The following is a 25,015-nucleotide window of genomic DNA, read 5'->3' as shown; positions in this document are numbered from 1 at the left end:
TCGGCGCCTTCAGGCGAGCTTGTCGAGCCGCCTCGTGCTCTCGATCTCCAGCACGAAGTCCGCGCCAAACGCGAGCGCCGGCGTGAGCGCACCGACCGGGCGCGTCTCCAGGATCTTCTCCACGGCCCGCACCCCAGCCTCCGCCGTCAACCGGTACGCCTCGACCGTATCGAGCCACGCCTCCTTCGCGTGCCCCTCCCGGTCTGCAGCGCGCGCCCACACGTACGAGCGCATCGTGTCTCGATCCTGCTGGCTCGGCCCCTTCACCAGGCGATCGATGGCCTTCTCCCCCCACTGCTGCACCGCTGGAAAGGCCGTCGCCCACTTCAGGAAACCGTTCACCGGCTCCATGAGCGGCGAGCCTGCACCCGGCATGGCCATGTACGTGGTGATGTTCGGCACCGCCGTGGTGCGGTAGGCCGTCGCCAGGTCTCCCCAGGGGATCGCCATCACCACCTGCTCCCGGTCAGGGAACCGCACCCTGCGCGTGACGGGAGCCTCAGGCGCCGGCAGGAGCGCCCCCTCGCGCCTGAAGAAGTTCCCCCTGGAGAGTATCTCCAGCATCGTCTTGGCGGTCCCCGCGCTGGGCGCGCCGCTCGTCGCGATCGCCAGCTCCAGATCCGTCGCGCCGGGCACCGCGTCGGCCACGTACCGCGCGAGGCAATCGGTAGGGACCACGTCGAAGCCCAGCCCCGAGATCAGCGCCACGCCGGCCTCCTTCGCCTGCGCATCGAGGCTCAGCGTGTGCTCGAAGACGGAGATCTCCCCGGTGATGTCCCCGTAGCTCGTCTTCGTGGCGAGGCAGGCGCGGAGGAGGGGGGCGCTGGTACGGCTGAACGGCCCCGCGGCGTTGAAGACCAGGTCCACCTCGCGCAGCGCGGCGTCGAGCGCGTCCGCATCGTCGAGCGCGACGGTGACCATCTCCAGGCGGAGCCGCTCGGCGAGGGGACGCAGCTTCTCGGCGGAGCGCCCGGCGAGGATCGGCTTGTGTCCACGCCTCACCGCCTCCTCTGCCAGGAGCACCCCCGTGTACCCGTTCGCCCCGTACAGCATCCAGCATGGCTCGCGCATGGCGCGCAGTGTTCGGTCGACGCGCGCCCGCCGTCAAGCGAGGCCCGGGGACGTGGAAGCCTCTGACCGCCGCCGCGCGCCGCGAACCGTGGTGCCCCTCAGGCCTTGCTCCGCCTCCCCTGCAGGATGCGCGCGAACTGCCGCATCTGCAGCTCCTCTGCCCGCAGCCCCGAGAGCGCCTCGGCCTCCTCCTCGGTGATCGCCCCGCACGCCACCGCCCGCAGGAAGTAGTTGAGCAGCGCCTGGCCCGTGGCCACGTCGTCGAACACGTCGCCGAGCAGCGTCGCCTCCGTGGCCCGCTGCAAGAATGCCCGCAGCCGCCCCCCTGCCGCCTCGATCCCCTCCAGGAAGAAGGCGTACACCGCCCCGTACCGCGCCGGGAGCTGCGCCGGGTGCAGGTCCCAACCCTGGTAGATCCCGTCGACGAGCGCGTGATGCACGTGCCCGTAGCTGAGCCGCCATCCCCGGTGCACCGCCGCGCGGTTCTCTGCGCGCTGCGCCTCGCTCAGCGCGCCTCCCTCGGGCGCTCGGTGTGGACCGAGGGGCATCACGATCGTCGATCCGTCCGAGATCAGCACCTCCGTCCCGGCGAGCGACACCTTCATCACCTGCCGCGCGAACTCGCAGGACGGGTGCCCCAGGTGCTGGTGTGCCGGCGCGATGCTGTTGCTCGTCGTGTAGTCGTACGTCCCGAGGTGCGCTCCCGTGCACCTCCCACCCGCCGCCGCCACGAGACCCGGCAGCGCCACCTTGCCGTCGGGCCCGATCACCGAAGCGGTCGTCTCCACCATCATCTCGAAGCGCAGCGACCCGTCGGCGAGCCCCAGCGCCCCCTCCAGCGCCGCGAGCACCGCGGCCAGCGCCTCCGGCTGTTCCGGTACAGTCACCTTGGGCAAGGTGATTACGAGCCCCCGCGGCAATTTGCCACCTAGCCGAGTCACCAGCGTGGTGACAAAAAGGTCGAGCGTTCGCACGCTCCGGATCCGCATCTCCTCGGTGAGCGGCTTGATCCGCAGCCCCACGAACGGCGACCGGATCCCTTCATTCTCCGCCGCGGCCACCTGCTCGGCGGCATGAACTGCATGCGCATCCTCCTCGGCATCGGGCCTCATCCCGTACCCATCCTCGAAGTCGATCCGGTAGTCCTCCACCGGCTCGCGGGTGAGCTTGCCCAGGACACGCGCGTGCACCGTCGCCGCGAGCCATCCGGCCGAGCCGCGGGGGGCAGCCGCGAGCGCGCCAGCCGCGCCAGCCGCGTCGGCCGCGTCGGCCAGCGTCTCGCTCCCGGCCAGCCCGAGCGCCCGCGCAAAGGTCACCGGATCGGGCGCATGCAACCGCATCGCCTCCAGCGCGATCTCGCCCGCGCGGACCGCAGACTGCGCCTCGAAGAGGTGCGCACCCCCGTAGAGGGTGTGCACGGGCTGGCGCCGCTCGGGCTCGCCGGGAAAGGCCGCTGCGAACACGCGGTTCGCCTCGGCGAGCCTGGACAGCACGGCGCGCGGCAACCGCTCGGGAGTCAGGGAAGTCTTCACGCGCGCATTCTCCACGCGCAGGTGGCTCCCGAGAAGGCCTCCGAGATGGCCCGCATACGGCTCGTCCCCTGGTGGGCAGCGCCCGTGCTCCTCGTGCTGCTCGCCTTCGCCACGGGGTGCACCCGCCCCGAGCGTCAGCCCGAGGTCACCGACGGTGACCCCGAGCTGGGCAAGGTGGCCATCCAGCGCTACGGCTGCGGCACCTGCCACACCATCCCCGGCGTCCCTGGCGCCGAGGGGCGGAGCGCGCAGCTCCTCTTCGGGTTCGCCGACCGGGCCGACATCGCCCGCTCTGCCCCGAATACCTACAAGAACCTCGTCACCTGGATCCAGAATCCCCAGAAGCTCGACCCGAGCACCCGCATGCCGAGCCTCAACGTCACCGAGAAAGACGCGCGTGACATCGCAACCTACCTCCTCACCCTCCGGTCGGAATGAGCCCATGACCAGCGACGACAAATCCTCCTTGCCCAAGTGCCGCTGTGGTCACGACCGCACCCACCACCTGGTCAGTGCCGAGCCCGAGTACACCTTCGGCGGCTACCTCCTGCTCCTGCTCGGCGTCACCGTGAAGCCGATCAAGCTCAAGTACCGGTGTCGCCAGTGCGACACGATCTTCGAGACCACCACCGACCCGAAGCTCATCGGCGGTCAGATCTAGGCCTGGAGCGGGGGGTCTCGGGAAGCGGTCCCCCTGTCTCTCACCCTAGCCCACTGCGACCGGAGCGTGTTTTTCCTGCCTGGTACTGCCAGCGGCCGACCTATTCCCGAAAAACGACGGCGAAACGACCCTTTGGCAGCCTCGACCGGAGCGACTACCCCCCTGGCCCTGCCCACTGGCCCGCGTTAAGCTCTTCTCATCGACCGTGCAGTGCCGCGAGGCGGCACCGAAGGAGACCCGTGAAGCTCGACGCTGTGAACCGATTCCGAGGTGCCCTGGGCCGGCCGCGGCGCGTGGTGCTGGTCCTCGGCGCACTGACTGCTGGGGCGGGGCTCTACATCGCCAACCTCCGTGGCTCCGTCATCCCTTGCAGCGGCGAGCAGGCCTGCGACGCCAGCATCCACGCTGCCCCCGCCGCCGAGGGCCTGACGGGCAAGCCGCGCCTCGTGGAGTTCACGAGCGGCTACTGCCCTGCGTGCAAGCGCATGGCCCCCATCGTCGCCGAGCTGGAGAAGAAATGCGCCCGTTCGGTCGCGGGCGCCATCCACCAGGTCGACGTCGACGACCCCGACGGCGAAGCCCTGGCGACGCGCTACGGCGTCCGCTCCCTGCCGACCTTCCTCGCTCTCGACGCCCAGGGGAGCGAGGTCGCCCGCCTCGTTGGCCTGCAGAGCCAGGAGAAGCTCAGCAGCACCCTCGACACGATCCGCGCCTGCCCCACCCTCTGACGCCGACTCCCGCACGGCTGCTCGCCGAGCGCGCTGCGCGCTGATGCAGGCGTGGAGTAGCCTCCGCGCCGTGACCACCTCCGACCTCTTCACCCCCCTCGCCTTCCGCAACGGCATCCGCGCGAAGAACCGCCTCGCCGTGGCTGCCATGACGAACTCCCAGAGCCACGCCGACGGCTCGCTCTCCGACGACGAGCTGCACTGGCTCGACGTCCGCGCCCAGGGTGACTTCGGCATGGTCGCCACCTGCGCTGCCCACATCGCGCGCGACGGGCAAGGCTGGCCTGGCGAGCTCGGCATCTTCGACGACGCCCTCCTGCCCGGCCTCACCCGCCTCGCCACCACCCTCCGTGAACGGGGCGCCCTCTCCATCGTGCAGATCTTCCACGGCGGCCTCCGCTCCCCTTCCTCCCTCATCGGCGAGAAGCCCTGGAGCGCCTCCGAGCACACCGAGCCCGAGCCCACCCGCGCCGCCGAGCCTGCCGACATCGCGCGCGCCATCCAGCAGTTCGCCGACGCCGCCATGCGCGCCCACCGCGCCGGCTTCGACGGCGTCGAGCTGCACGGCGCCCACGGTTACCTGCTCAGCCAGTTCCTCAGCGCCACCCTGAACCGCCGCACCGACGCCTGGGGTGGCGACCTCGCTGGCCGCGCCCGCCTCATCCGCGAGGCCACCCGCGCCGTGCGCGCCGCCGTCCCCGCCTCGTTCCTGGTGGGTGTCCGCCTCTCCCCCGAGAACTTCGGCAATGCCCAGGGGCTCGACCTCGACGAGAGCCTGACCACCGCGGGCTGGCTCTGCGAGGACGGCATCGACTTCCTCCACATCTCCCTCTGGGACGTCCACCGCAACACCGCGAAGCGCCCCGACGAGCACCCCATCCCCCTCTTCCGGCGCGCCTGCCCCGCCGACATCCCCCTCCTCGTCGCCGGCAAGGTCTGGACTCCTGCCGAGGCCCAGGCCGTCCTCGATCAGGGCGCCGACATGGTGGCCCTCGGCCGCGCCGCCATCACCAACCCCGACTGGCCCCTCCGCGCCCGCGAGCCCGGCTGGGCGCCCCGCCGCCCGCCCCTCACCCCCGAAGAGCTGGTGGCGCGCGGCGTGAGCCCCACCTTCGTGGGCTACCTGCGCCACTGGAAGAACTTCGTCAGCGACACCCAGCCCTGACGCCCCGCGAGCGGCGCCCGCGCCGTCAGGGAGAGGCTCTCCGGGAGCGCACGAGAGCCCCCCTCCCCGCGCAGACGATCACGCCTCCTTTGGCTGCAGGATCGACATGAACGGCGCCGCGTCCGCCAGCACGCGCTGCATCGAGGGACGCTCGGCGAGCCGCGCCGTGTACGCCTTCAGCCCCCGCTGCTCGAAGGGGTGGATCTGCTGTCCGTACAGAAGCGACGGCGCCGCCGCGCAATCGGCGACCGAGAAGCTCTCGCCCACGGCCCAGGTGCGCCCCGCGAGCCGCGCCTCGAGCCAGGCGTACGCCTTGTCGAGCGTCGCCTTCGCCCGCGCGACCCCCTGCGGATCCCGCGCCGCCGCGGGCTTCAGCGAATCGAACAGCACCGTGACGACCTGCTCGTTGACGTAGTGGTCGAAGACCCGATCGAGCAAGCGCGCCTCCAGCGCGTCCTCCCTCCCCTCCGGAAAGAGCCGCGTGCCCGAGTCCGGGTAATGCACGTCCAGGTGCTCGATCATGACCGTCGACTCGATGAGCGTGCGGCCATCATCGAGCACGAGACACGGGATCTTCCCGAACGGGCTCACCTTGTCGAGCAAGGCCCGCCCCGCCGGATCCATCATGGTCACCAGCTCGGGCGTGAACGGCACGCCCTTCTCGTAGAATGCCATGAGCACCTTCTGCGAGTACCCCGAGAGGAAATGACAGTAGAGCTTCATGGCCGCGCATCCTACGCCATCCGGCCTCCCCCCGTGCGTGCCTGCGCTCCAGCCCTCGCGCTCCCGCCTCCCGCGCTTCCGCACGCGCCGGCTCCGGGTGGCCCCCTTGCAAAGCGCCACCAGGGTCGGCAAACTGCCGCATCGACATTCAACGCGCGAGCCAGCGGCCATTGCGGCGTTGCGCCACGCAGGTACGAGGATCTCATGAACTTCTTCGAAAGCCCCTTCAAAGGCAAGCTGCTCTCGGAACAGGTCACCCATCCCAACATCTCGGTGGGCCGGTACAGCTATTACTCCGGCTATTACCACGGGCATTCGTTCGACGATTGCGCCCGCTACCTGATGCCCGACCGCACCGACGTGGACAAGCTCATCATCGGCAGCTTCTGCTCCATCGCCACGGGCGTGTCGTTCATCATGGCCGGCAACCAGGGCCACCGGAACGACTGGGTGACGACCTTCCCCTTCTTCTTCATGCCCGAGGAGCCGGCCTTCGGAGATGCCATCAACGCCTTCCAGGGCGCTGGCGACACGGTCGTCGGAAGTGACGTGTGGATCGGCTCCGAGGCCATGATCATGGCCGGCATCCGCATCGGCCACGGCGCCATGATCGGCAGCCGCGCGCTCGTGACCAAGGACGTGGAGCCCTACACCATCGTCGGCGGCAACCCGGCCAGGCCAATCCGCAAACGCTTCTCCGACGAGCACATCGCCATGCTCCTGGAAATGGCCTGGTGGGACTGGCCGCTCGACCGGATCAAGGGCGCCATGAAGCTCCTCTGCTCGCCCGACATCGACGCGCTCTACAAGCACTGGCAGAGCTGGCGCGACAGTGCCCAGACCCCCTGAGATTCAGCCCGGGATCTCCGACGCCGCCCTCACGGTGCCTGGCGCGCGTCGCCAGCGCCTACGCCGCCTGCAGCCGCCCCAGCGCCTCGTGATCGGTCAGGTCGAGCCGCAGCGGCGTCACCGATACCAGCCCCTCCTGCACTGCCCACCGATCGGTCCCTGGCTCCGGCGCCTCGATCGGCACCGGCACGAACCAGAAGTGCTCCCGCCCCATCGGGTCTTTCGCCGGCACCACCCGCCCGTCGTAGTGGCGCACCGACTGCGACGTCCACTGCACCCCCCGCGGCTTCGACGGGAAGTTCACGTTCACCAGCTTCAGCTCAGGCCGTGAAATCGCCTCCCGGATCACCGTGTCCAGGTAGCTCCGGAGTGGCCCGTAATCCGGCTCGTCCCCCGTCTCCGGCGCGCTGAACGCGATCCCCCGAAACCCGAGGAGCGCGGCCTGCTTGGCCGCCGCCAGCGTCCCCGAGTGCCACATCGAGTTCCCCACGTTCAGCCCAAGGTTGATCCCCGAGAACACCAGGTCGACCTTCTCCCAGAGGTGCGTCCCCAGGGCCACGCAGTCAGCGGGCGTCCCGTTCACCCGCCACGCATCGAACTGTCCCACCCGCGCCCGCCGCTGCAAGAGCGGCCTCGACGACGTGATCGCGTGCGCCATCGACGACTGCTCCACGTCCGGCGCCACGATGCGCACCTCCCCGAACCGGGAGGCTGCCTCGGCCAGCGCGCACAGCCCCGGACTGAACACGCCGTCATCGTTTGTCACGAGAATGCGCATGCCCCCGCGGTATGCAGGAGACCGGCCAAGGCGAACGCTGCCTCGCTGCCTCGCTGCCGCGCCGCCGCGCCGCCGCGTCCGAAATGTGCATACCCATCCCTCACCCCCCATGCGCGCCATCCTCATGCACAACCCCGACTCGGGCACCGCCGAGGACGAACGCACCCTCATCGCCACCTTCGGCGACATCGGCTGGGACGTCCGGCGCACCCTGACCATCGACCGCCTCACCGAGGCCATCCGCGCCCCCGAAGAGGCCCTCATCGTCGCCGGCGGTGACGGCACGGTCACCGAGGTCGCCAAGCGCCTCGCCGGCACCGACATCCCCCTCGCTGTCGTCCCCACCGGCACTGCCAACAACGTCGCTCGCTCCCTCGGCGTCGGCGCCGAGGCCCGGCCCGCCATCAAGGGCCTCGCGCACCCCATGGAGCGCCGCGTCGATCTCGGCGTCCTCCGCCAGGGCCGCGGCGAGAAGCACTTCTTCGAGGGCTTCGGCGTCGGCGTCTTCGCCTACGTGCTCGGCGAGCTCGCGACCGACAGCCACAAGAAGCTCCCCCACGCCCGCGAGCTCCTCGCCGAGGCCATCGAGCACTACACCCCCCGACACGTCCACCTTCACGCCGACGGAGAGGACCTCTCTGGCGAGTACTTGCTCGCTGCCGTGATGAACATGCGCAGCTTCGGCCCAGCCCTCATCATCGCTCCCGACGCCAGGCTCGACGACGGCCTCTTCGACCTCGTCCTCATCCGCCCCGAGACCCGGCACACCCTCCTCGACTACCTCCGGTGCGCCGACGACCGCGAGCCCCTCGGCCTCCCCACCGACGCCACCCACCGCGCCCGGCATGTACGGCTGCGCAGCGACGGCGCCTGGTCCAACCTCGACGAGACCCCCCGCAGGATCGACGGCGAGGTCGACATCCACGTCCAGCCCGCCGCCGTGCGCTTCCTCCTGCCCTCCCTGTGACCTCGGGCCTCAGTTCTCGCTCAGCCCTCGCTCACCCTTGGCCTCCGAACAGCGCCTCGTACGCCTCCTCCTTGAACCCCACCAGCACCTCCTTCCCCCGCACCAGCACCGGCCGCTTCACCAGCTTCCCGTCCTCCGCGAGCCACGCCGTCACCTGCGCATCGCTCGCCGCGTCCACCTTCTTCTTGCCGAGCGCCCGGTAACTCTGCCCGCTCGTGTTCAACCACTTCCGCACCGACACCCCGCTCCGCGGCACCCACGCCCCGAGCTCCTCCGGCGTCGGCGGCTCCTCCACGATCGGCCGCACCCGGTAGCTCACCCCCTGCGCATCGAGCCACTTCAGGGCCTTCTTGCACGTCCCGCACCCCGCATACGACAGCACCAGCACCTCGGTCTTCTTCGTCTTCGTTGCGCTCATCGCGCGCCTTCTAGCAGAGCCCTGGCCTGCCACCAGCAGGCCGCGCACGGCGACAGGCGTCTTCTTGCGTGAGCCTTGCAAGGCGCGTCCCCGGCGCGGTGCTACGTTGACCCTCCATGCGTATTCCGGCCTTCGCCCTCGCTTTCTCTGCCGCCCTCGCCATCCTCTCTCCGACGAACGACGCCCTGGCGTGCAGGTGCACCCCTCCCCGGACCGTGGCCATCGCCATGAAGGACGCGACGGCCGTCTTCAAGGGCAAGGTCACCGCGGTGGTCAAGGGCGCCGCGCCTGGCAGCACCCTCCTCGTGAAGTTCGACGTCTCGACCTCCTGGAAAGGCCCTCCGGGAGCCACCATCGAGGTCCGCACCGCCTCCGACGGCGCCGCCTGCGGTCTCTACTTCACCGAGGGTGCCGAGTGGCTGGTCTACGCCTCCACGAATGACGGAGCCCTCTCGACGGGCCTCTGCTCTCGCTCCAAACCCCTCGCCGACGCTGCCGAGGACCTCGCGCAGCTCGGAGCCGGCACGCCACCGCCTGCCCCTGCCCCCACGCCCTCCCCCGCGCCTATCCCCGACCCCTCCGCCCCTTCACCTTCCCCCTCGGACAGCACGCCCTCTACCTCGCCTCCCGGTGCACCTCCCCCGGCCCCTCCCGGCAACGAACCCTCACCCGTAGCGCCGGGTGCTGGCGGGTGTGCCTGCGCCCTCGCTGTGGACGCCTCCGATCCTCACCCCCTCTGGCTCGCCGCCCTCGGCGCGCTGGCCCTCGTCGCCCGGCGCCGCGCCCGCCCTTCCAGTGCTCCCTCCGGTGCTACAGTCCCCGCCCATGCGCGCCCTGGCCTTCATCCTCGCGACTGCCCTCGTCACCCTGTCCCACGCGCGACCTGCCGCGGCGTGTAGCTGCATCGCGCCACCGCCTGTCGCGGAAGCGCTCCAGAAGTCCACCGCCGTGTTCGCGGGCCGGATCGTCTCCGTCTCCCGCCCTTCCGCGGACGCAGGCAACGTCGTCGCGAAGTTCTCCGTCTCCAAGGCCTGGAAGGGCGTGCAGGGCAAGACCATCGAGGTCTCCACCTCCTCCAGCGGCGCCTCCTGCGGCCTCTCCTTCAAGCAAGGCGACGAACGGCTCATCTACGCGAACGCGCACGACGGCACCCTCTGGGCCAGCCTCTGCTCCCGCTCCGCGCGCCTCGCCGACGCCAAGGACGACGTTGCCCAGCTCGATGCGGGCCCGCCCCCTGCCGCCCCCTCCACGCCTCCTGACCCCACCCCCGCGGCCCCTGGCAGCAGCCCACCCTTTGCCGAGCCACCCCCCACGAACGACCCGGCCTCCCCCGCGCCATCATCCCCGACCCCGGCCCCTGCACCGCCCACCGAGCCTGCCCCCACGGACAACGCTCCTCCGCCCTTGCCGCCTGGCTCGGGAGGTTGCGCGTGCGCCACCGCTCCCGCTCCCGCCGCCACCACCTCCTGGGGCTTCCTCGCGACGCTCGCCGCCGCAGCCGCCGTAGGCCTGCGACGCCGTGGCCGGAGCCCCCGCAGCACGAGCGCGCCCACGCGCACCGGCTGATCCGAAGCCGCATTCACCAGAGCCGCATTCACCAGAGCCGCATTCACCAGAGCCGCATTCCCGAGCCGCCCCGAGCCTCCCGTGCAGGCACACCACCGGTGCTACCGTCGCTGCTACCGTGGCGTCATGCGCACTCTCGCGGTCCTTCTCCTCGCCGCGCTCCTCACCCTCTCCCTCCCTGGCCGTGCCCATGCCTGCTCCTGCGGCGAGCGCCCCCCGGTCGCCGAGGCCCTCGCGCAAGCCGTGCATGTCTTCACGGGCAAGATCACGGCCCTGGCCCCCGCCAGCAACGACCCGTACGCCCCTCTCCTGGCCACCTTCACCGTGACGAAGGTGTGGAAGGGTGCCGTCACCGAGCGCTTCGAGGTCAGCACCGACGCCACCGACGCCATGTGCGGCCTGCGCTTCAAGGAGGGCCAGGAATGGCTCCTCTACACCGACCGCTACAGGGAAGGCGTCACCTCGGCGAGCCTCTGCACCCGCAGCAAGCTCCTCGGCGAAGCCTCGAAGGAGGATCTCCCCCAGCTCGGAGCCGGCAGCGCGCCCGTGGCCCGGCTTCCCCTCCCCGCCCCCGCAGCTTCCTCGGTGACGGCCTCGTCCACCGCCAGCGCTGCCTCTTCCTCCCCTCCGAGCGCTTCCACGCCCTCGGGCTCCGCTGCGAAGCCAGGCGGCTGCACCTGCGCCCTCACCCCCGCGGCATCGCCTTCCTGGGGTATCCCTGCCCTGCTCGCCACCGCCGCCCTGCTCCTCCGGCGACGCCAGTCCAGGTCACGACGTACCGACCATCCCCGCCGCGCCCTCCGTGGCCCGCTCTCTCACCTCGATCCAGCCACCGGACGTCGCCCCCGACGACATTGACGCCCGCAAGTGTCCGGGCTTTTTACCCCCGGTGTCGCTTCGTGGCCTGCTCCTCGTCTCGATGGTCACCGGGTGCAGCGCATCGGGCTCCCTGAGGCCAACCTCGTCGATCCCGGCGCCCACCTCGCAGGCGGTGCAGCCACCCGCCGCCATCGCGTCAGCGGAGCGCATCGCGCCAGCGCAGCGCATCGCCTCGGCGCAGCTCGCGGTCGCCGGCACCGTGCTGTTCGCGGATCGCCACGTCGAGCCGTGCTGGACGACGACGCGCGTGCTGGTTCATGCCGAGGCCATGCTGCGCCCGACGACGCGGGATGACGACGAAGACCCGAGCGGCGGCCTTCTCTGGTTCGACGCGCGTTCACCGCGCCCCGGGGCAGATCCTGCCTGCGAGGTCCGCGCGCCCTATGCTGGAGACCTCGCGTTGCTGCAACCGGGCACGCGCGTCGCCGTGTTCGGGCTTCATGCGAAGACGGGCGACGACGGCATCCTGCTACGACCCACCTCCCTGACCCTGAGCTACGCGGCGCCCTTCGACGCTCTCCCCCTGCTGGCGGAGCAGCTCGGTCCCGCCCAGACGGCGCGGCGATGGCTCGCTCCCGCGCGGCCGGCGCTGGAACGCCGCGGCGACGTGGTGACCGACGCTGCGACTGGCCTCCTCTGGCAGCACGGAGCGTCGCCCCGACCCCTCGCCGAGGGCGCCGCGCACGAGTACTGCGAGGCGCTCGCCCTCGGTGGCCGCGACGACTGGCGCGTCCCGAGCCCCGCCGAGGTCGAGACGCTGTTCGACCGGACGGGCCACGGCGTCGATCTCCTGCCCTCCGACGCCAACGACTGGTACTGGACCGGGGGCGACGGGCAGGAAAGCGAGCCGTACGTGGTGTCGTACGGCGACGGAACGCTCGCGGACACCCACTACGACGACCCGGGCCCCTTCGGCCCGTACCTCGTGCGCTGCGTCGCCGGTCACCTCGCCGCCGCCCGCCGCATCCTGGTGTCGAAGGCATTCTCCGAGACGGCCACCGAGATGGTCGACCCCGACGCCGGGCTCGCGTGGTCGAAGCAACCCCGCACCGCGACCTCTCACGCCGAAGCGAAGCGTTCTTGCGCGGCCCCCTGGCGACTGGCCACCGGAGCGGAGCTGCGATCGCGTGAGCGGCTCCTCGACCCCGATCGCGACGACGAGATGCCGGTGTGGTCGGCGGACTCGGAGCACCTCGACGATCCCGCGATGGCGAGCGTGCGCGAGCTGGCCACTGTCGGAGCCGTGGTCTGCGTACAACCACGCCCGCGCCCGCGCCTGACGGGGACGCGCTCCTATCCCAGCGGCGAGGTCTTCGCCGACGGCGCGAAGCGGTACTGGGAACCCGGCCAGCTCGCCTGGGATGGCACGCGCTCGCTCTACCCCGATGGCCGACCGGCCTCCGAGGTGCGCAGGGTCGACGGCGTGCCCGAGGGCCCGGCGACCTTCCACGCGCGTGACGGCAAGGTGCTCGCGACGCTCACGTTCCACCGCGGCCGCCTCGATGGAGCCATCACGATCACGGCGGAGGAGATGCGCGTGACCGCCACCGCGACCGCCGGGGTGCTGCGCGGTCCGGCCGAGATCCAGCGCGGCGAGAGCACGGTCCGCGGTGCGTACGCGGACGGCACGTGGGATGGCGTGTGGACGCACCTCCGGGGCAAGGACGTGGTGGCGAAGGCCACGTTCCGCAAGGGCATGCTGCACGGTGCTGCGACGGTCGGCGGCGAGAGCGGGCGCTATGCGGACGGGCTACGGGACGGAACGTGGCGCGGGACCGACGGCGCCACCCGGAGCGAGGGCACGTTCGCCCGCGGCACGGGCGTGTGGCGCCAGTGGACGGGCGCGCAACTGAGCCGCGAGGAACCCTACCAGCGCGATCTACGGCACGGCGAGATGAAGGTCTGGAGCGCCTCCGGTGCCCTCACGCTGCGCCTCGTCTACGACCGCGGCCGCGAGGTCGAACACGACTACCGCGATGCATCGGCGCACTGGGCGCGCACCCCGACGCGCGAGACCCACTTCCATGCGAACGGCACCAAGCGCGAGGAGACCGAGCGGCGGGATGGCGTCGCGCATGGCACCTACACCCGCTGGAACGAGCAGGGGCACGTGGTGGAGTCCGGCGCGTACCAGCAGGGGAAGCGCACCGGGACGTGGCGCCAGCGGGCCGAGGGCGCGGGCAAGACGCGAACGCAGGTGACCGTCTGGCGCGAGGGCCGGCTCGTCGAGGTCCCGCGCTGGGAAGAGTGACCCGCCTCGGCGCACGCCGCTGCCGGCTGCCGGCTGCAGGCGCTCACCAGCTCCTGGCCCATCCGTAGCTCCCGGCGCCGACGGCCCTGCCAGGAAGCTACACCCGAGATGTACGGCATCCCCCCGGAGCACGAGGTGAGACGCCGGTTTCAGTCAGTTGACTTTTAAGTCACCTGTCTCAAGGGTTCTCGCGTGGGCTCGCTGACGGGCCGCACCTCAGGAACCCAGGAGACCCATGGTGAGGATTACGTTCATCGAGGCAGACGGGAAGGAGCACGAGGTCGAGGCCGAGGAGGGGCAATCCGTCATGCAGGCGGCGGTGAACAACCTCGTGCCCGGCATCCTCGCCGAGTGCGGAGGCTTCGCGAGCTGCGCGACCTGCCACGCCTACATCGACGAGCCCTGGCTGGGGAAGCTCCCCCCGCCCGACGTGGCGGAAGAGGGCATGATCGAATGCGCCTTCCACGTGCGACCCAGCAGCCGGCTGACCTGTCAGCTCCAGGTGACCCCGGCGCTGGATGGCCTCGTGGCCCGTCTCCCCGTCTCGCAGACGGAAGAGTGAGGGCCGGACAGGCCACCGTGCATTTCTCCCAGCACCCAGAGAGGTTCGAACATGCAACCCGATAGCGGAAGCCACAGATTGGACACGATCCCCGCGCACGTCCCACCGGAGCTGGTCTACGACTACGACAACGCCAGGGATCCGCGAATGCTCGAAGATCCGCACGCCCGGATGCGCTCCCTGATCCTCGAAGCGCCGCCCCTCTTCTTCTCACCATGCAATGGTGGCCAGTGGTTCGCGACCCGGAAGAAGCTGATCATGGACATCACCATGAACCCCGCGGTCTACAGCAACGTCTTCAGGCTCGCCCCCGAGGGGCAGCCGGAGCCGGAGCAGGGTTTCAGGATGCTCCCCATCATGACGGATCCACCGGAGCACACGGCCTACCGCGCGCCGCTCAACCAGCCGCTTTCCGCCAAATCCCTGGCCGGGCTCGAGGCGGCGATCCGGGCCATGACCAACGAGCTCATCGACCAGGTGCTCGACGCGGGGCGCTGCGATTTCTTCTCGGACATCGCCGAGCCGCTCCCCGTCACCCTGTTCATGAAGCTCGCCGGCATGCCGACCGACCGCCTCGTGGAGTTCCGACACCTCGCCACCCAGGCCACGTCCGCCACGGTGGACCACGAGACCCGCTCCGCGACCTTCAAGCAGATCGCCGGGATCCTCGCGGAGACCATCAAGTCCCGGCAAGAGAAGCGCGAGGAGGATCTGATCAGCCGCCTCCTCGACGCGACCATCCAGGGCCACCCCCCCACCTTCCAGGAGATGCTGGGCTACAGCGTCACCCTCTTCCTCGGGGGCCTGGAGACCGTGGTCAACGCCCTGAGCTTCGGCGTCCGGCACCTCGCGCGCGACCAGGAGCTGCAAGCGAAGCTCCGCGCCGACCCCAGCCTCCTGCCCGGCGCCATCGAGGAGCTGCTGCGCCTCTACGGCATCGCCTCCACGCCCCGACGGCTGACCCGCGACGAGGTCTGCCACGGCGTCCAGCTCAAGCAGGGCGACATGGTGCTCTTGCTCCTGCCCGCGGCCAACTACGACGACACCGCGTTCCCGAACCCCGAGCAATTCATCCTCGGCCGGACGGAGCCGCACATGACCTTCAACACGGGCCCCCACCGCTGCGTCGGCCTGAACCTCGCCCGCCTGGAGATGAAGGTCTTCTACCAGGAGTGGCTGAAGCGCATCCCGCCATTCCGCCTCGACCCTCAGGCACCGCCGCGCTTCATGGGCGGCTTCAACCTGGCAATCACCACCCTGCCCCTGCTCTGGAAGTAGGACTGCTCTCCACGAACGCCACGCGCCTCCCATCGGACACCACCACGCACGCGGCGCTCCCCCATTCCCCCCGGCCCGTCTCCTGAGCCGCCCGCCGGCGCGCCTCCCCCTCCGACAGCTCCCCCGTGGCTGCGAGCACCATCCCGCGTGGCGCAAAAGCGCGCGTCCTTTCCCCGAACAGCCCGACCAGCGCCTCCACCTGCTCCCGCGACGCGCGCCCGCGCCCGCGCCCGACGCCACCTGCCCCGGCGAACAGAGCCTGCACGAGCGCCACCGCGGCCCCTGCCTCGATCTCCACGAACGCGACACTGCTCTCGCTCGGCGGCAGCACCTCCCTGAAGACCTCGTCGCGGCCTGCCATCTCCTCCAGCCACCCCTCCTCGGCCACCACCCCGAAGACGCGCTCCTCCAGCCACCCATCCGTGACCCCGCGCCCCTCCTCCTCGCCAGCGAGCACCCAGCGGTAACACTGCGGCTTCGGCCGCCGCCGCCCGCACTCCCCCACGCTCACCTCGAATGGCACCACCCGCCACAGCGCCGCCATGCACATGTCCACGCTCGGCACCCCGCTGTCCAGCGCCTGCCACAGCGTGAGCGCCGCATCGGCCAGGTTCACCTGAGGCACCTTCCCCAGCTTCCCTTCCCCCCGCCTCCCCTGCACCAGCATCTCCTCCTCCCTATCGACCCACGGATACGCCTCTCGCGTGTACCGCAGCGCCGCCAGCAGGAACTCCGCGAGGTTCAGGCCGTGAACATCGACATCCAGACGCGCCCGCCCATCGAGGAGCCCATGGCTACGGAGGAAGCCTTCAACGCGCGCCCGGAGCGCCGGAACTGCCTGGCAGGGAAACCGAGACATGACCATGCTGAAACGCCATCACCCGACAGGTTGCGCTGGAGGCTCGACGCAACACGCCCGCCGCCAGCGCGACGTCATACCGTTCAGGACCTCGTCCCCTCGAAGAGTTGCTCCGCGGTAACGACCACCGCAGCGCGGCGAATCCACAGCTCAAGCTCCGCAAGCTCCTGGCTCGCGAGCACCCGCTCCCGCACCGCGGCAGGAACGTCCAGCCCCCGCGCCTCCAGAACCGCGATCACATCCTGAGCCTTGGAGGCGACTGCCCCCTTCTCCACCCACGCGCGCACCAAGGCACTCTGGATCACGTAACCGCTGTTCGACATCATCTTCAGACTCCTCCGCGCCGCCTCGTTCATGAACATTACCACCAGATCCGCATAGACAGTGGCCCGCTCCTCATCGAGCCCCTCGGCGGCTTCCAGGAAAGCTCTGCCGATCGCCTCACCATTGCCAGCAATGACGGAGCGCTTCGTCCTGGCGTGCGGTCTGGCGTGCGGCCCCGGGAGCCCCAGGTACTTCGAGCGCCACGCGCCGCTACCCTGACGCCGTCACCTTGCGTAAGCAGCAAACGCCGCGCGGACGCCCGGCTTCATGACCACCCTCTCGAAGTGGTTCTCGCTGTCCTCCCCCGGGCACAGTTCCACCTTGCCGTGCCTCAGACAGTCCGGTGCCTTCGGGGCCGTCACCGTCACCGTCGCCGTCGCCGTCGCCGCCGCCGCCGCCGCGTGAAGCTGCATCTCGTAAGGCTCCCCGTCGAAATCGACCAGCGCCCTCTGGGCGATGCCCGTCGGGGCCCGGCGCAGCACCATCACGTTCGCCACATCGATGCGATGGCCACGCATTGCCGCACACAGCGCGCGCAGCTCCGGCTTGAGCGCCCCTTCATCATCCTCGTGCAGGAAGGCAAAGATCCCCACGATCCCCAGCGAAGTCACCAGGACCGCGCCGAAGATCACCGGCAGTATCGACCGACGCGCCGGCAGGGGCACGGCATCCAGCGCGATCGTCGCCGCATCCGCGCGGGCATACGCCGCCAGCGGCACCTGCAAAACCGTCCAGTTGGCGAGGTCCTCATCGGCCAGGCCAACGACCACGTACTCGCGGCCGAGCCGCCCCTCCGGCAGGAGCAGCTCGAACAGCACCCGGTGCTGCGTCATGCTGATCCGCCGGTAGCTCTTCACGATCACCTGGCAGCGCGTGCCCTCCCTCCGCAGCCGCTCCATAGCTCGCCGCTCCGAGCGGCTGATCAGCGCAAAGATGACGGCCGGCAAGAGCACGAACCCCCCGATGAAGACGAGGAATATCCCGCCGGCCGTCACTCCGGCCCAGAGCTTCGCCGCCAGATTCCCGGAGATCATGGTGCTCCCGACCCTACGTGAAGCCCTGCCCTTCAGCCAGCGCGCTTCTTGCTCCCCGCCCTGTCCCACGGAGGCATCCCCCGGAACGCCTCCGCGAGGAAGTCCACCATCACCCGCACCTTCGCACTCAGGTGGCGCCGGCTCGGGTAGATGGCCAGCACGTCGATGTCCGGAAGACGGTATCCCGGCATCAGCGCCACGAGCCTCCCCTCCCGCAGATCCTCGCCGATCAGGAACGTCGGCTGCCAGGTGATCCCCTGCCCCGCGAGCGCCATGGCCCTCGCCGTGTCCCCGTTGTTCGTGTGCATCACGCAGCTCACCTTCACCACGTGCACCTTCCCCGCCTCGTCCGTGAAGTGCCACTCGTCGGCCATGGCCGCATACGTATACCGCACGCACCGGTGCGCCCCGAGATCCGCGGGCACCTCCGGGCGCCCATACCGTCGCAGATACGCAGGTGACGCGCACACCACGTTGCGCGACGCCGCCAGCTTGCGGGCCACGTGCGTCGTCGACCCTCCCCGCGAGATGCGGATCGCCAGGTCATATCCCTCCTCCACCAGGTCCACCACCCGGTCCCCCAGCGACACGTCCAGCTCCACCTCGGGGTGCGCCTCCATGAAGCGCGGCCACAGCGGCGCGAGGTGCAGGATCCCGAAGCTCAGCGGCGCATTGATCCGCAGCCTCCCCCGCGGCTGCACCGACGCCGACGATGCCGCCGCCTCCGCCTCCGCCACCTCGTCGAGGATCGCCCGTCCCCGCTCGTAGAGCGCCTCCCCGCTCTCCGTCAGGGACAGCTTGCGCGAGCTGCGGTTCAGGAGCCGCGTCCCGAGGTGCGCCTCCAGCTCGTTCACGTACCGCGTCACGTTCGCCGGAGACGTATCCAGCGCCTCGGCAGCCCGCGTGAAGCTCCCCCTGGCCACCACCGTCACGAACACCTCGAACGCCCGGAGCCTGTCCATCGCACCGCCCATCTTCACAAAAGCTGAACGATGAATCAACGCCCCGGCCCTTCCACCAAACGAAGCTGAAGCCTACGGTGTGTTCAGAGGCTGGCGCACAGGGCGCCGCCGAACGAAGCGTCCCGAGGAGGCTCCCATGAACACCACTGCAACCCCCGCCACCGCGAGCAACACCGCGACCCCCACCCCCCACGATTTCACCGAACGCTTCGCCGACGTCAATGGCGTCCGATTGCGTTACCTCATTGGCGGCGAGGGCACCCCCGTCGTCCTCCTGCATGGCTACACCCAGACCGGCCACATGTGGTCCCCCGTCATGCCGCTCCTCGCGCAGCGCCACACCGTCATCGTCCCCGACCTGCGCGGCGCCGGCGCCTCGGCCAGGCCGGAGTCCGGCTACGACAAGAAGACCCTCGCCGTCGACATCCACGCCCTCGTCGCGAGCCTCGGCTTCGACCGCGTCGCCATCGTCGGCCACGACATCGGCATGATGGTCGCCTACGCCTACGCCGCCCAGTTCCCCGACGCGACCGAACGCGTGGTGCTCATGGACGCCTTCCTCCCGGGCATCGGCACCTGGAAGGACGTCTGGCTCCTCCGCGACATGTGGCACTTCCACTTTTACGGCGAGGTCCCCCTCGCCCTCGTCGCCGGCCGCGAGCGCATCTACTTCGAGCACTTCTGGAACGACTTCGCCGCCGACCGCACCCGCTCCATCCCGGAGTCCGACCGAGCCCTCTACGCCGAGTCCTACGCCCAGCCCGGCGGCATGCGCGCCGGCTTCTCCTACTTCCGCGCCTTCGAGCAGGACGCCCGCGACTTCGCCGAGCTGGCCAGGACCCCTCTCCCCATGCCCATCCTCGTCCTCGCCGGCGAGGTCTCTGGCGGCCCCTTCCTCGTCACCCAGGTCGAGCAGGTCGCCACCAACGTCCGCGGCCAGGTCTTCGCCGGCTCCGGCCACTGGCTCCTGGAAGAAGCCCCGAAGGCCGTGATCCCCGCCCTCGTCGACTTCATCGGCTGAGCGCCGCGGTGCGTGCCGCAGTGAACGCCGCGCCGCCCCCCGCGCGCCCTGCCCCCGCGCGCCCTGCCCCACCCCACCTTGACGATCCCTCTGCGGGAGCAATGCTGGTCCGACCTCCAGCCCCCTACCCTTCCTCGCAGGAGCCCGCCATGTCCGACCACGCAGACAAAGTCGCCCTCGTCACCGGCGCCGCCGCCGGCCTCGGCGAAGCCATCGCTGTGAAGCTCCACGCCGAGGGCGCCCGCGTCGTCCTCGCCGACACCGATGCCGACCGCGCCTCCGCGGTGGCCCACCGCCTCGACCCCACTGGCGCCCGCACCCAGGTCCTCCAGACCGACGTCTCCGACCCCCGCGCCGTCGAGGCCTTGGTCGCCGCCACCGTGAAGCGCTTCGGCGCCCTCCACCTCGCCGTCAACAACGCCGGCATCACCGGCCCCCACGAGGTCGACACCGCCGACTACGACATCCAGACCTGGAACCAGGTCCTCGCCATCGACCTCGGCGGCGTCTTCTTCGGCATGAAGTACGAGATCCCCGCCATGCTCGCCAGCGGCGGCGGCGCCATCGTCAACATGTCCTCCGGCGCCGGCGTCGTCGGCCAGCCCGGCACCCCCGCCTACGTCGCCGCGAAGCACGCCATCATCGGCCTCACCAGGGCCACCGCCCTCGAATACGCCGCCCGCAACATCCGCGTCACCGCCATCGCCCCCGGCTTCATCGCGACCGAGTCCATGCGCACCCTCCCCGACGACGCGCGCGCCGAGATCGCCGCCCAGCACCCCGTGGGCCGCATGGGCCGCCCCGAGGAGGTCGCCGAGCTGACCAGCTTCCTCCTCTCCGACCGCGCCGCCTTCATCACCGGCAGCGTCCACCTCATCGACGGCGGCCTCACCGCGCGCTGACCGCATGGCGCCGCGACACCGCGCGCCGACTGCGTGGTCACCGCGGTGCGCCTTCTCTGCCGGAGGTGCGTGAAGTACGATCACGCCCCGACACCCGCGGGAACGTCTCGATTCGACTGCATACGCTCGGCTGGCGAGGAGGGGGCATGGCGCACAACTTCCACGACATCAACGGCTGGCTGATCGTCGGCCTGGAGATGCACCAGGGCTTCCACATCTTCCCGCCCGCGCCCATGAAGTTCCTGAAGCTCACCCTGCTTCACCCCTTCACGCTGGGCGACCGGGAGCAGCCCACGGTGCACTTCAATGGCGTCCCCTCGGTCACCCACCAGCACGCGCCCGCCTTCCTCTGGCCCCACCTCGGCATCATCCCCGACCCGCTCGACGCCCTGACCCCGCTCCACATCCTCTTCGGCTCCCACAAGTGCTGGCTGCCGCGGGGAGCCGTGGAGATCTGCGGCGAGAAGGCCACCTGCTGCGTGGTCGGCGGCCCCGTCTCGCTCAACGCCGACTGCTGGGACCTCGGCTGGTGGCCCACCTCGCTCGTGCTCAACCCGGGCACGGTGCAGACCACCCCCACCTTCGGCGATTTCGCGATGGGGGCCGTCACCCTCGCCATCGACCTGGTGATCGATCTCCTCTTCCACGGCGCCTTCAAGCTCGGGGGCAAGCTCGCCAAGAAGCTGGGGAGCAAGGCGCTGAAACCGCTGGCGAAGAAGGGGAAGGATATCGCCAGAAAGGGGTTCCGCGCGGCGGCGCGGGGCACGGGACGGGCCGGGAGGGCGGCGGCACGGGGAGCGCGATCGCTCGCCAAGAAGGGGGCGTCGGCCCTCCGCAAAGCGAAGTGCTTCGTCACGGGCCACCCCGTCGACGCCACCTCGGGCGCCGTCGTCGACACCAAGGTGGACCTCACCCTCCCCGGCCCCATTCCCCTCTTCTGGCAGCGCCATTATTCATCGAGCCGCGCCCTGGAGCGCACCACCCTGGGCCGGGGCGGATGGGCCCATGGCCTGGAGCAGTGGATCACCCGGGACGAGGAGGGCCTCACCCTCCGCGACGAGCAAGGCCGGGACGTCTACTTCCCGCACCTCGCGCCAGGGGAGAGCGCCTTCCACCGGCCGGATCGGCTCACGCTGAGCGCCCATCCCGACGGCAGCTTCTCGGTCCACAGCCACGAGTCCCGGCTCACCCGCCGCTTCGAGCCCGCCGTCGACCAGGGCCGAGCCCGCCTCCGGGCCATCCACGACGCCCACGGCAACGCCATCACCCTCGACTACACCGGAGACCGACTCCACCGCGTCCGCGACACCGCCGGCCGCGAGATCCGGATCAAGCAGACCCACGGCGGCCGCATCGCCCGCCTCGAAGTCTGGGTCGGCGACAGCCTGGAGCAGTGGGTCGACTACGCGTACGCCAGGACCGGCGAACTCGCCGCCGCGACCGACGCCCTCGGCCACGCCGAGCATTACGGCTACGACGACGACCACCGCATGGTGAAGACCACGCTGAAGAACGGCGTGAGCTTCCATTACGAGTACGACCCCGACACCGGCTGGTGCAAGAAGACCTGGGGCGACGGCGGCCTCCACACTGTCGAGCTCCGCGTCGATCGCGAACAGCGGATCACCTGGCTGACCGGCAACGACGAACCGCGCACCCTCCACTGGAACGAGGACGGCCTCGTCGTCCGCGAGGAGACGCCGGACGGGGTCGTCCTCCGCACCTGCGAATTCGACGCCGATCAGTACCTCCTCGCCGAGGCGAACGGCGCCGGCGAGACCACGAGGTACGCCTACGACGCGCGCGGGAACACGATCCAGCGGACCGACCCCGCGGGGAACGTCACCCACTGGGAATACGAGGACGATCTCCCGGCCGTGCGCGTCGCGCCCGACGGCCTCTCCACCCGGTATGCGCACGACGCCCGCGGCTCGCTGACCGAGATCGTCCTCCCCTCGACCCTGCGCTACGCGCTGGGCTACGACGACCACGGGCACCTCCTCTCGGTCCAGTGCGACGGCGAGGCGCTCGCCACGTACGTCGTCGACTCCCAGCACTGCGTCGTCGAGGAGACCGACGCCCGCGGCGCCACGACGGCGTACGCCTACGACCGGCTCGGACGCCCCGTCTCCCAGCGCGACGCGCTCGGCAGGGTCACCACGGTGAGCTACGACCTCCTCGGCCAGCCCACCCAGGTCCAGCGGCCGGATGGCACCGTGATGCAGTCGACCTACGACGCGCTCGGCAACCCGAGCAGCATCGTCGACGCCCTGGGCCAGGTCACGGCCATGCAGTATGGCGGCACCGGCGTGCTCGCCAGGCTCACCCAGCCCGACGGACATGCCTGGTCCTTCAAGTACGACGCCCTGGAGCGGCTCCGGCGCATCACCAACGCCAGGGGCGAGACCTACGACTTCGCCTACGACAGCGCCGGCCGCGTGAAGGAGGAGCGCCCCTTCGACGGCCGCGTGCTCCGCTACCACCACGCCCCGAGCGGCCGCCTCTCCCGCATCGACTACCCCGACGGCACCTTCCGCGCCTTCGCCCACGACCCCCTCGGCAACCTTGTCCTGGAGGCCACCCCGGAGGGCCCGGCCACCTTCCACCGCGACCGCATGGGCAGGCTCCTCGGCGCCGTGGTCGAGCAGGACGGCCAGCGCATCACCACCCTCTTCGAGCGCGACGCCCTCGGCCGGGTCGTCGCCGAGGCGCAAGGAGACCGCACCCTCCACTTCGCCCACGACCTCCGCGGCCGCCGCGCCGAGCGCGTGATGCCGGACGGGTCGAAGACCGCGTACCGCTACGACGCGCTCGACGCTCTGGTCGCCGTGGAGCACGACGGCTTCCAGCTCTCCCTGCAGCGCGACGTCCTCGGGCGCGAGACCGCCCGCGGAGACGCCCCGGGCCGCTTCTCCATCCGCAGCGAATACGACTCGATGGACCGCCTCATCGAGCAGCGGGTCGACGTCCGCTCTCCCGGCAGCGGCGCCCTGACCATGGCCGTGCAGCGCCTCTGGCAATACGACGCCCTCGGCCGCGTCAAGCACGTCGAGGACGACCGGTGGGGCGCCACCCGGTACGAGTACGACGCCCTCGGCCAGCTCCTCGAGGCCCGCCAGGGCTCCTTCCGGGAGGTCTTCACCTACGACGCGGCCGGCTCGCTCCAGCAGGCCCTGGAGCGCCTGGACACCCGCCCCCAGCAGGACACCCGCCCCCAGCGCGACGCCCGCCCCACCCAGAACGCGCTCCCCGAGCTGGACGCGCCCCCCGAGCTGGAGACTTCGCCGGAGCCCTGGCAGATCGCCGAGGGCAACCTCCTCCTGCGCACCGACCAGACCCGCTACGCTTACGACGCGCGAGGACGGCGGACCCTGAAGCTGGGGGCCGGCGACGGCCCCGACGCGGAGCGGACCGAGTACCACTGGGACTCACGCGACCGCCTCCGGCAAGTCCGCCTTCCCTCCGGCGCGCGCGTCTCCTTCACCTACGACGCCTTCGGGCGCCGCGTGCGCAAGGAGATCACCGACGCCCACGGCACCCCGGACCACGCCGTGGACTTCCTCTGGGACGGCGACCTCCTCGCGGCCGACCTCGACACCCGCCACGGCACGCGCTGCTTCGTCCACGCCCCCGGCACCTTCACCCCCCTGCTCCAGGCCGAACGCGGCGAGGTGTTCAGCTACCTCGTGGATCAGGTGGGCGTCCCCAAGGAGCTGCTCGACCAGACCGGCAAGGTGGCGTGGTCGGCGACGCACCGCGCCTGGGGACGCATCGCCGAGGAACACCTCGATCCCGACCGCGAGGGCGGGCCCCACCGCCCCGTCTCCTCCCCCTTCCGCCTCCTGGGCCAGTACCTGGACGAGGAGACCGGCCTCTGCGCCACCCGGTTCCGCTACTTCGACGCCGAGGTCGGCAGGTGGTGCAGCCCGGACCCGCTGGGCATCGGCGGCGGCAGCAACCTCTCCGGCTTCGACGGCAACCCGGTGACCTGCGCCGACCCGCTCGGCCTCAGCTCCGACGGCGGCCTGATCGAGTCGGCCGAGATGCACACCTTCGACCTCACCGACGACTGGCGCCGGGTGACCCTCTCCAGCGACCAGCAAGGCGTCGTCTACATCCTCAAGGACGCCCGCACCGGAGAGGTCCTCAAGGTCGGAAAGACGGAGGCCTCCAAGCTCCAGGGCCGCTTCGAGAAATACGTGACCGCGGGAAACAAGACGAACCGGGCCCTCGTGGTCGATGCCTTCACCATCCCCAAGTCCTCCACGATGACCATCGAGTCCGTCGAGAAGCAGATCCGCGAGCACTTCCTGTCGCTCGGCCACGACCTCCCCTGGGACAACACCAACCAGAGGCTGGGCGTCGGCCCTGGCGTGCCCCACACACGCCTCAACAGAAAGCTGCGTCGCACGCACGAGTGGGTTGGTGAGAAGCTGGTCCCCAAGACCGGCAGATGCTGAAGACACGCAGGAGCGGCCCTGGCCG

Annotated in this window: 24 protein-coding genes; 15 read left to right on the top strand and 9 right to left on the bottom strand. The window is 70.6% G+C overall.

The features are described from left to right. Positions 1 to 9 precede the first annotated feature (9 nt). The gene (locus tag CAP_RS15445; RefSeq protein ID WP_044241333.1) at positions 10 to 1,071 is read right to left on the bottom strand and encodes a saccharopine dehydrogenase family protein; all 1,062 of its coding nucleotides are present in this window, start codon (positions 1,069 to 1,071) and stop codon (positions 10 to 12) included. Positions 1,072 to 1,169: 98 nt separating this feature from the next. Further along, positions 1,170 to 2,603, bottom strand: coding sequence for a DUF6986 family protein (locus CAP_RS15440; RefSeq protein WP_044241469.1), 1,434 nt, complete (start codon positions 2,601 to 2,603; stop codon positions 1,170 to 1,172). Positions 2,604 to 2,648: 45 nt separating this feature from the next. On the opposite strand from CAP_RS15440, the gene CAP_RS15435 reads away from it, so the two are divergent. The 4 genes from CAP_RS15435 to CAP_RS15420 all read left to right on the top strand — a co-directional run bounded on the left by CAP_RS15435 (position 2,649) and on the right by CAP_RS15420 (position 5,157). Beyond that, complete coding sequence (locus tag CAP_RS15435) at positions 2,649 to 3,041, top strand: c-type cytochrome (protein ID WP_044241467.1); 393 nt, start codon at positions 2,649 to 2,651, stop codon at positions 3,039 to 3,041. Between the two features lie 4 nt (positions 3,042 to 3,045). Then, entirely contained in the window at positions 3,046 to 3,264 is a 219-nt protein-coding gene (locus CAP_RS15430) for a hypothetical protein (protein ID WP_044241332.1), read from the top strand. Positions 3,265 to 3,503: 239 nt separating this feature from the next. Beyond that, positions 3,504 to 3,992: a thioredoxin family protein gene (locus CAP_RS52325; protein ID WP_052375321.1), complete on the top strand. Its 489-nt coding sequence runs from the start codon at positions 3,504 to 3,506 to the stop codon at positions 3,990 to 3,992. Positions 3,993 to 4,062: 70 nt separating this feature from the next. Continuing rightward, on the top strand, positions 4,063 to 5,157 hold the full coding sequence (locus CAP_RS15420) for an oxidoreductase (protein ID WP_231511492.1): 1,095 nt from the start codon (positions 4,063 to 4,065) through the stop codon (positions 5,155 to 5,157). A 78-nt stretch (positions 5,158 to 5,235) separates the two neighbouring features. Here the strand turns inward: CAP_RS15420 and CAP_RS15415 are convergent, their stop codons facing one another. Beyond that, the gene (locus tag CAP_RS15415; protein ID WP_044241329.1) at positions 5,236 to 5,880 is read right to left on the bottom strand and encodes a glutathione S-transferase family protein; all 645 of its coding nucleotides are present in this window, start codon (positions 5,878 to 5,880) and stop codon (positions 5,236 to 5,238) included. Between the two features lie 204 nt (positions 5,881 to 6,084). Between CAP_RS15415 and catB the strand changes: the two genes are divergently transcribed. Further along, positions 6,085 to 6,729, top strand: a complete 645-nt coding sequence (gene catB, locus CAP_RS15410) for a type B chloramphenicol O-acetyltransferase (protein WP_044241328.1) — start codon at positions 6,085 to 6,087, stop codon at positions 6,727 to 6,729. A gap of 58 nt (positions 6,730 to 6,787) precedes the next feature. On the opposite strand, the gene surE is transcribed toward catB, so the two are convergent. Further along, positions 6,788 to 7,507 carry a 5'/3'-nucleotidase SurE gene (surE, locus tag CAP_RS15405; RefSeq protein ID WP_044241327.1) on the bottom strand — a complete coding sequence of 240 codons (720 nt, stop codon included), beginning with the start codon at positions 7,505 to 7,507 and terminating at the stop codon, positions 6,788 to 6,790. Between the two features lie 109 nt (positions 7,508 to 7,616). Between surE and CAP_RS44675 the strand changes: the two genes are divergently transcribed. Continuing rightward, on the top strand, positions 7,617 to 8,474 hold the full coding sequence (locus CAP_RS44675; protein WP_052375319.1) for a diacylglycerol/lipid kinase family protein: 858 nt from the start codon (positions 7,617 to 7,619) through the stop codon (positions 8,472 to 8,474). Between the two features lie 31 nt (positions 8,475 to 8,505). On the opposite strand, the gene CAP_RS15395 is transcribed toward CAP_RS44675, so the two are convergent. Beyond that, positions 8,506 to 8,892, bottom strand: a complete 387-nt coding sequence (locus CAP_RS15395) for a Spx/MgsR family RNA polymerase-binding regulatory protein (protein WP_044241326.1) — start codon at positions 8,890 to 8,892, stop codon at positions 8,506 to 8,508. A 116-nt stretch (positions 8,893 to 9,008) separates the two neighbouring features. Here CAP_RS15395 and CAP_RS44670 point away from each other — a divergent pair, with 116 nt between their 5' ends. The 6 genes from CAP_RS44670 to CAP_RS15360 all read left to right on the top strand — a co-directional run bounded on the left by CAP_RS44670 (position 9,009) and on the right by CAP_RS15360 (position 15,428). Further along, positions 9,009 to 9,791 (top strand): hypothetical protein, encoded by a 783-nt coding sequence (locus CAP_RS44670; protein ID WP_052375316.1) that lies wholly within the window; start codon positions 9,009 to 9,011, stop codon positions 9,789 to 9,791. Then, entirely contained in the window at positions 9,718 to 10,458 is a 741-nt protein-coding gene (locus CAP_RS15380; protein ID WP_044241325.1) for an MYXO-CTERM sorting domain-containing protein, read from the top strand. The genes CAP_RS44670 and CAP_RS15380 overlap by 74 nt, the downstream gene beginning before the upstream one ends. Before the next feature lie 126 nt (positions 10,459 to 10,584). After that, positions 10,585 to 11,316, top strand: a complete 732-nt coding sequence (locus CAP_RS15375) for an MYXO-CTERM sorting domain-containing protein (RefSeq protein ID WP_044241324.1) — start codon at positions 10,585 to 10,587, stop codon at positions 11,314 to 11,316. Further along, positions 11,261 to 13,588 carry an Lcl domain-containing protein gene (locus CAP_RS15370; RefSeq protein WP_156040841.1) on the top strand — a complete coding sequence of 776 codons (2,328 nt, stop codon included), beginning with the start codon at positions 11,261 to 11,263 and terminating at the stop codon, positions 13,586 to 13,588. Before CAP_RS15375 ends, CAP_RS15370 begins: the two co-directional genes overlap by 56 nt. Before the next feature lie 235 nt (positions 13,589 to 13,823). Next, the gene (locus CAP_RS15365) at positions 13,824 to 14,150 is read left to right on the top strand and encodes a 2Fe-2S iron-sulfur cluster-binding protein (RefSeq protein WP_044241321.1); all 327 of its coding nucleotides are present in this window, start codon (positions 13,824 to 13,826) and stop codon (positions 14,148 to 14,150) included. Between the two features lie 78 nt (positions 14,151 to 14,228). Further along, positions 14,229 to 15,428, top strand: coding sequence for a cytochrome P450 (locus CAP_RS15360; protein WP_052375314.1), 1,200 nt, complete (start codon positions 14,229 to 14,231; stop codon positions 15,426 to 15,428). On the opposite strand, the gene CAP_RS50425 is transcribed toward CAP_RS15360, so the two are convergent. The 4 genes from CAP_RS50425 to CAP_RS15340 form a co-directional block, all read right to left on the bottom strand. Beyond that, on the bottom strand, positions 15,400 to 16,287 hold the full coding sequence (locus tag CAP_RS50425) for a hypothetical protein (protein ID WP_156040840.1): 888 nt from the start codon (positions 16,285 to 16,287) through the stop codon (positions 15,400 to 15,402). The two genes, CAP_RS15360 and CAP_RS50425, sit on opposite strands and share 29 nt — an antisense overlap. Positions 16,288 to 16,370: 83 nt before the next feature. Then, complete coding sequence (locus CAP_RS15350; RefSeq protein ID WP_156040839.1) at positions 16,371 to 16,613, bottom strand: hypothetical protein; 243 nt, start codon at positions 16,611 to 16,613, stop codon at positions 16,371 to 16,373. Positions 16,614 to 16,835: 222 nt separating this feature from the next. After that, positions 16,836 to 17,645 (bottom strand): hypothetical protein, encoded by an 810-nt coding sequence (locus CAP_RS15345; RefSeq protein WP_044241318.1) that lies wholly within the window; start codon positions 17,643 to 17,645, stop codon positions 16,836 to 16,838. A gap of 32 nt (positions 17,646 to 17,677) precedes the next feature. Beyond that, the gene (locus CAP_RS15340) at positions 17,678 to 18,607 is read right to left on the bottom strand and encodes a LysR family transcriptional regulator (protein WP_044241457.1); all 930 of its coding nucleotides are present in this window, start codon (positions 18,605 to 18,607) and stop codon (positions 17,678 to 17,680) included. Positions 18,608 to 18,743: 136 nt separating this feature from the next. Between CAP_RS15340 and CAP_RS15335 the strand changes: the two genes are divergently transcribed. The 3 genes from CAP_RS15335 (at position 18,744) to CAP_RS15325 (ending at position 24,990) form a co-directional block, all read left to right on the top strand. Then, complete coding sequence (locus CAP_RS15335) at positions 18,744 to 19,628, top strand: alpha/beta fold hydrolase (protein WP_044241316.1); 885 nt, start codon at positions 18,744 to 18,746, stop codon at positions 19,626 to 19,628. 149 nt (positions 19,629 to 19,777) lie between these two features. Further along, complete coding sequence (locus CAP_RS15330) at positions 19,778 to 20,530, top strand: SDR family NAD(P)-dependent oxidoreductase (RefSeq protein WP_044241315.1); 753 nt, start codon at positions 19,778 to 19,780, stop codon at positions 20,528 to 20,530. Positions 20,531 to 20,676: 146 nt separating this feature from the next. Then, positions 20,677 to 24,990, top strand: coding sequence for a DUF6531 domain-containing protein (locus CAP_RS15325; RefSeq protein ID WP_044241314.1), 4,314 nt, complete (start codon positions 20,677 to 20,679; stop codon positions 24,988 to 24,990). Positions 24,991 to 25,015 lie beyond the last annotated feature (25 nt).

This window comes from Chondromyces apiculatus DSM 436 (genome assembly GCF_000601485.1).
Classification (GTDB): Bacteria; Myxococcota_A; Polyangia; order Polyangiales; family Polyangiaceae; genus Chondromyces; species Chondromyces apiculatus.
Note: the sequence above shows the minus strand (reverse complement) of the source record. Positions and strands in the feature narration are given on the sequence as shown.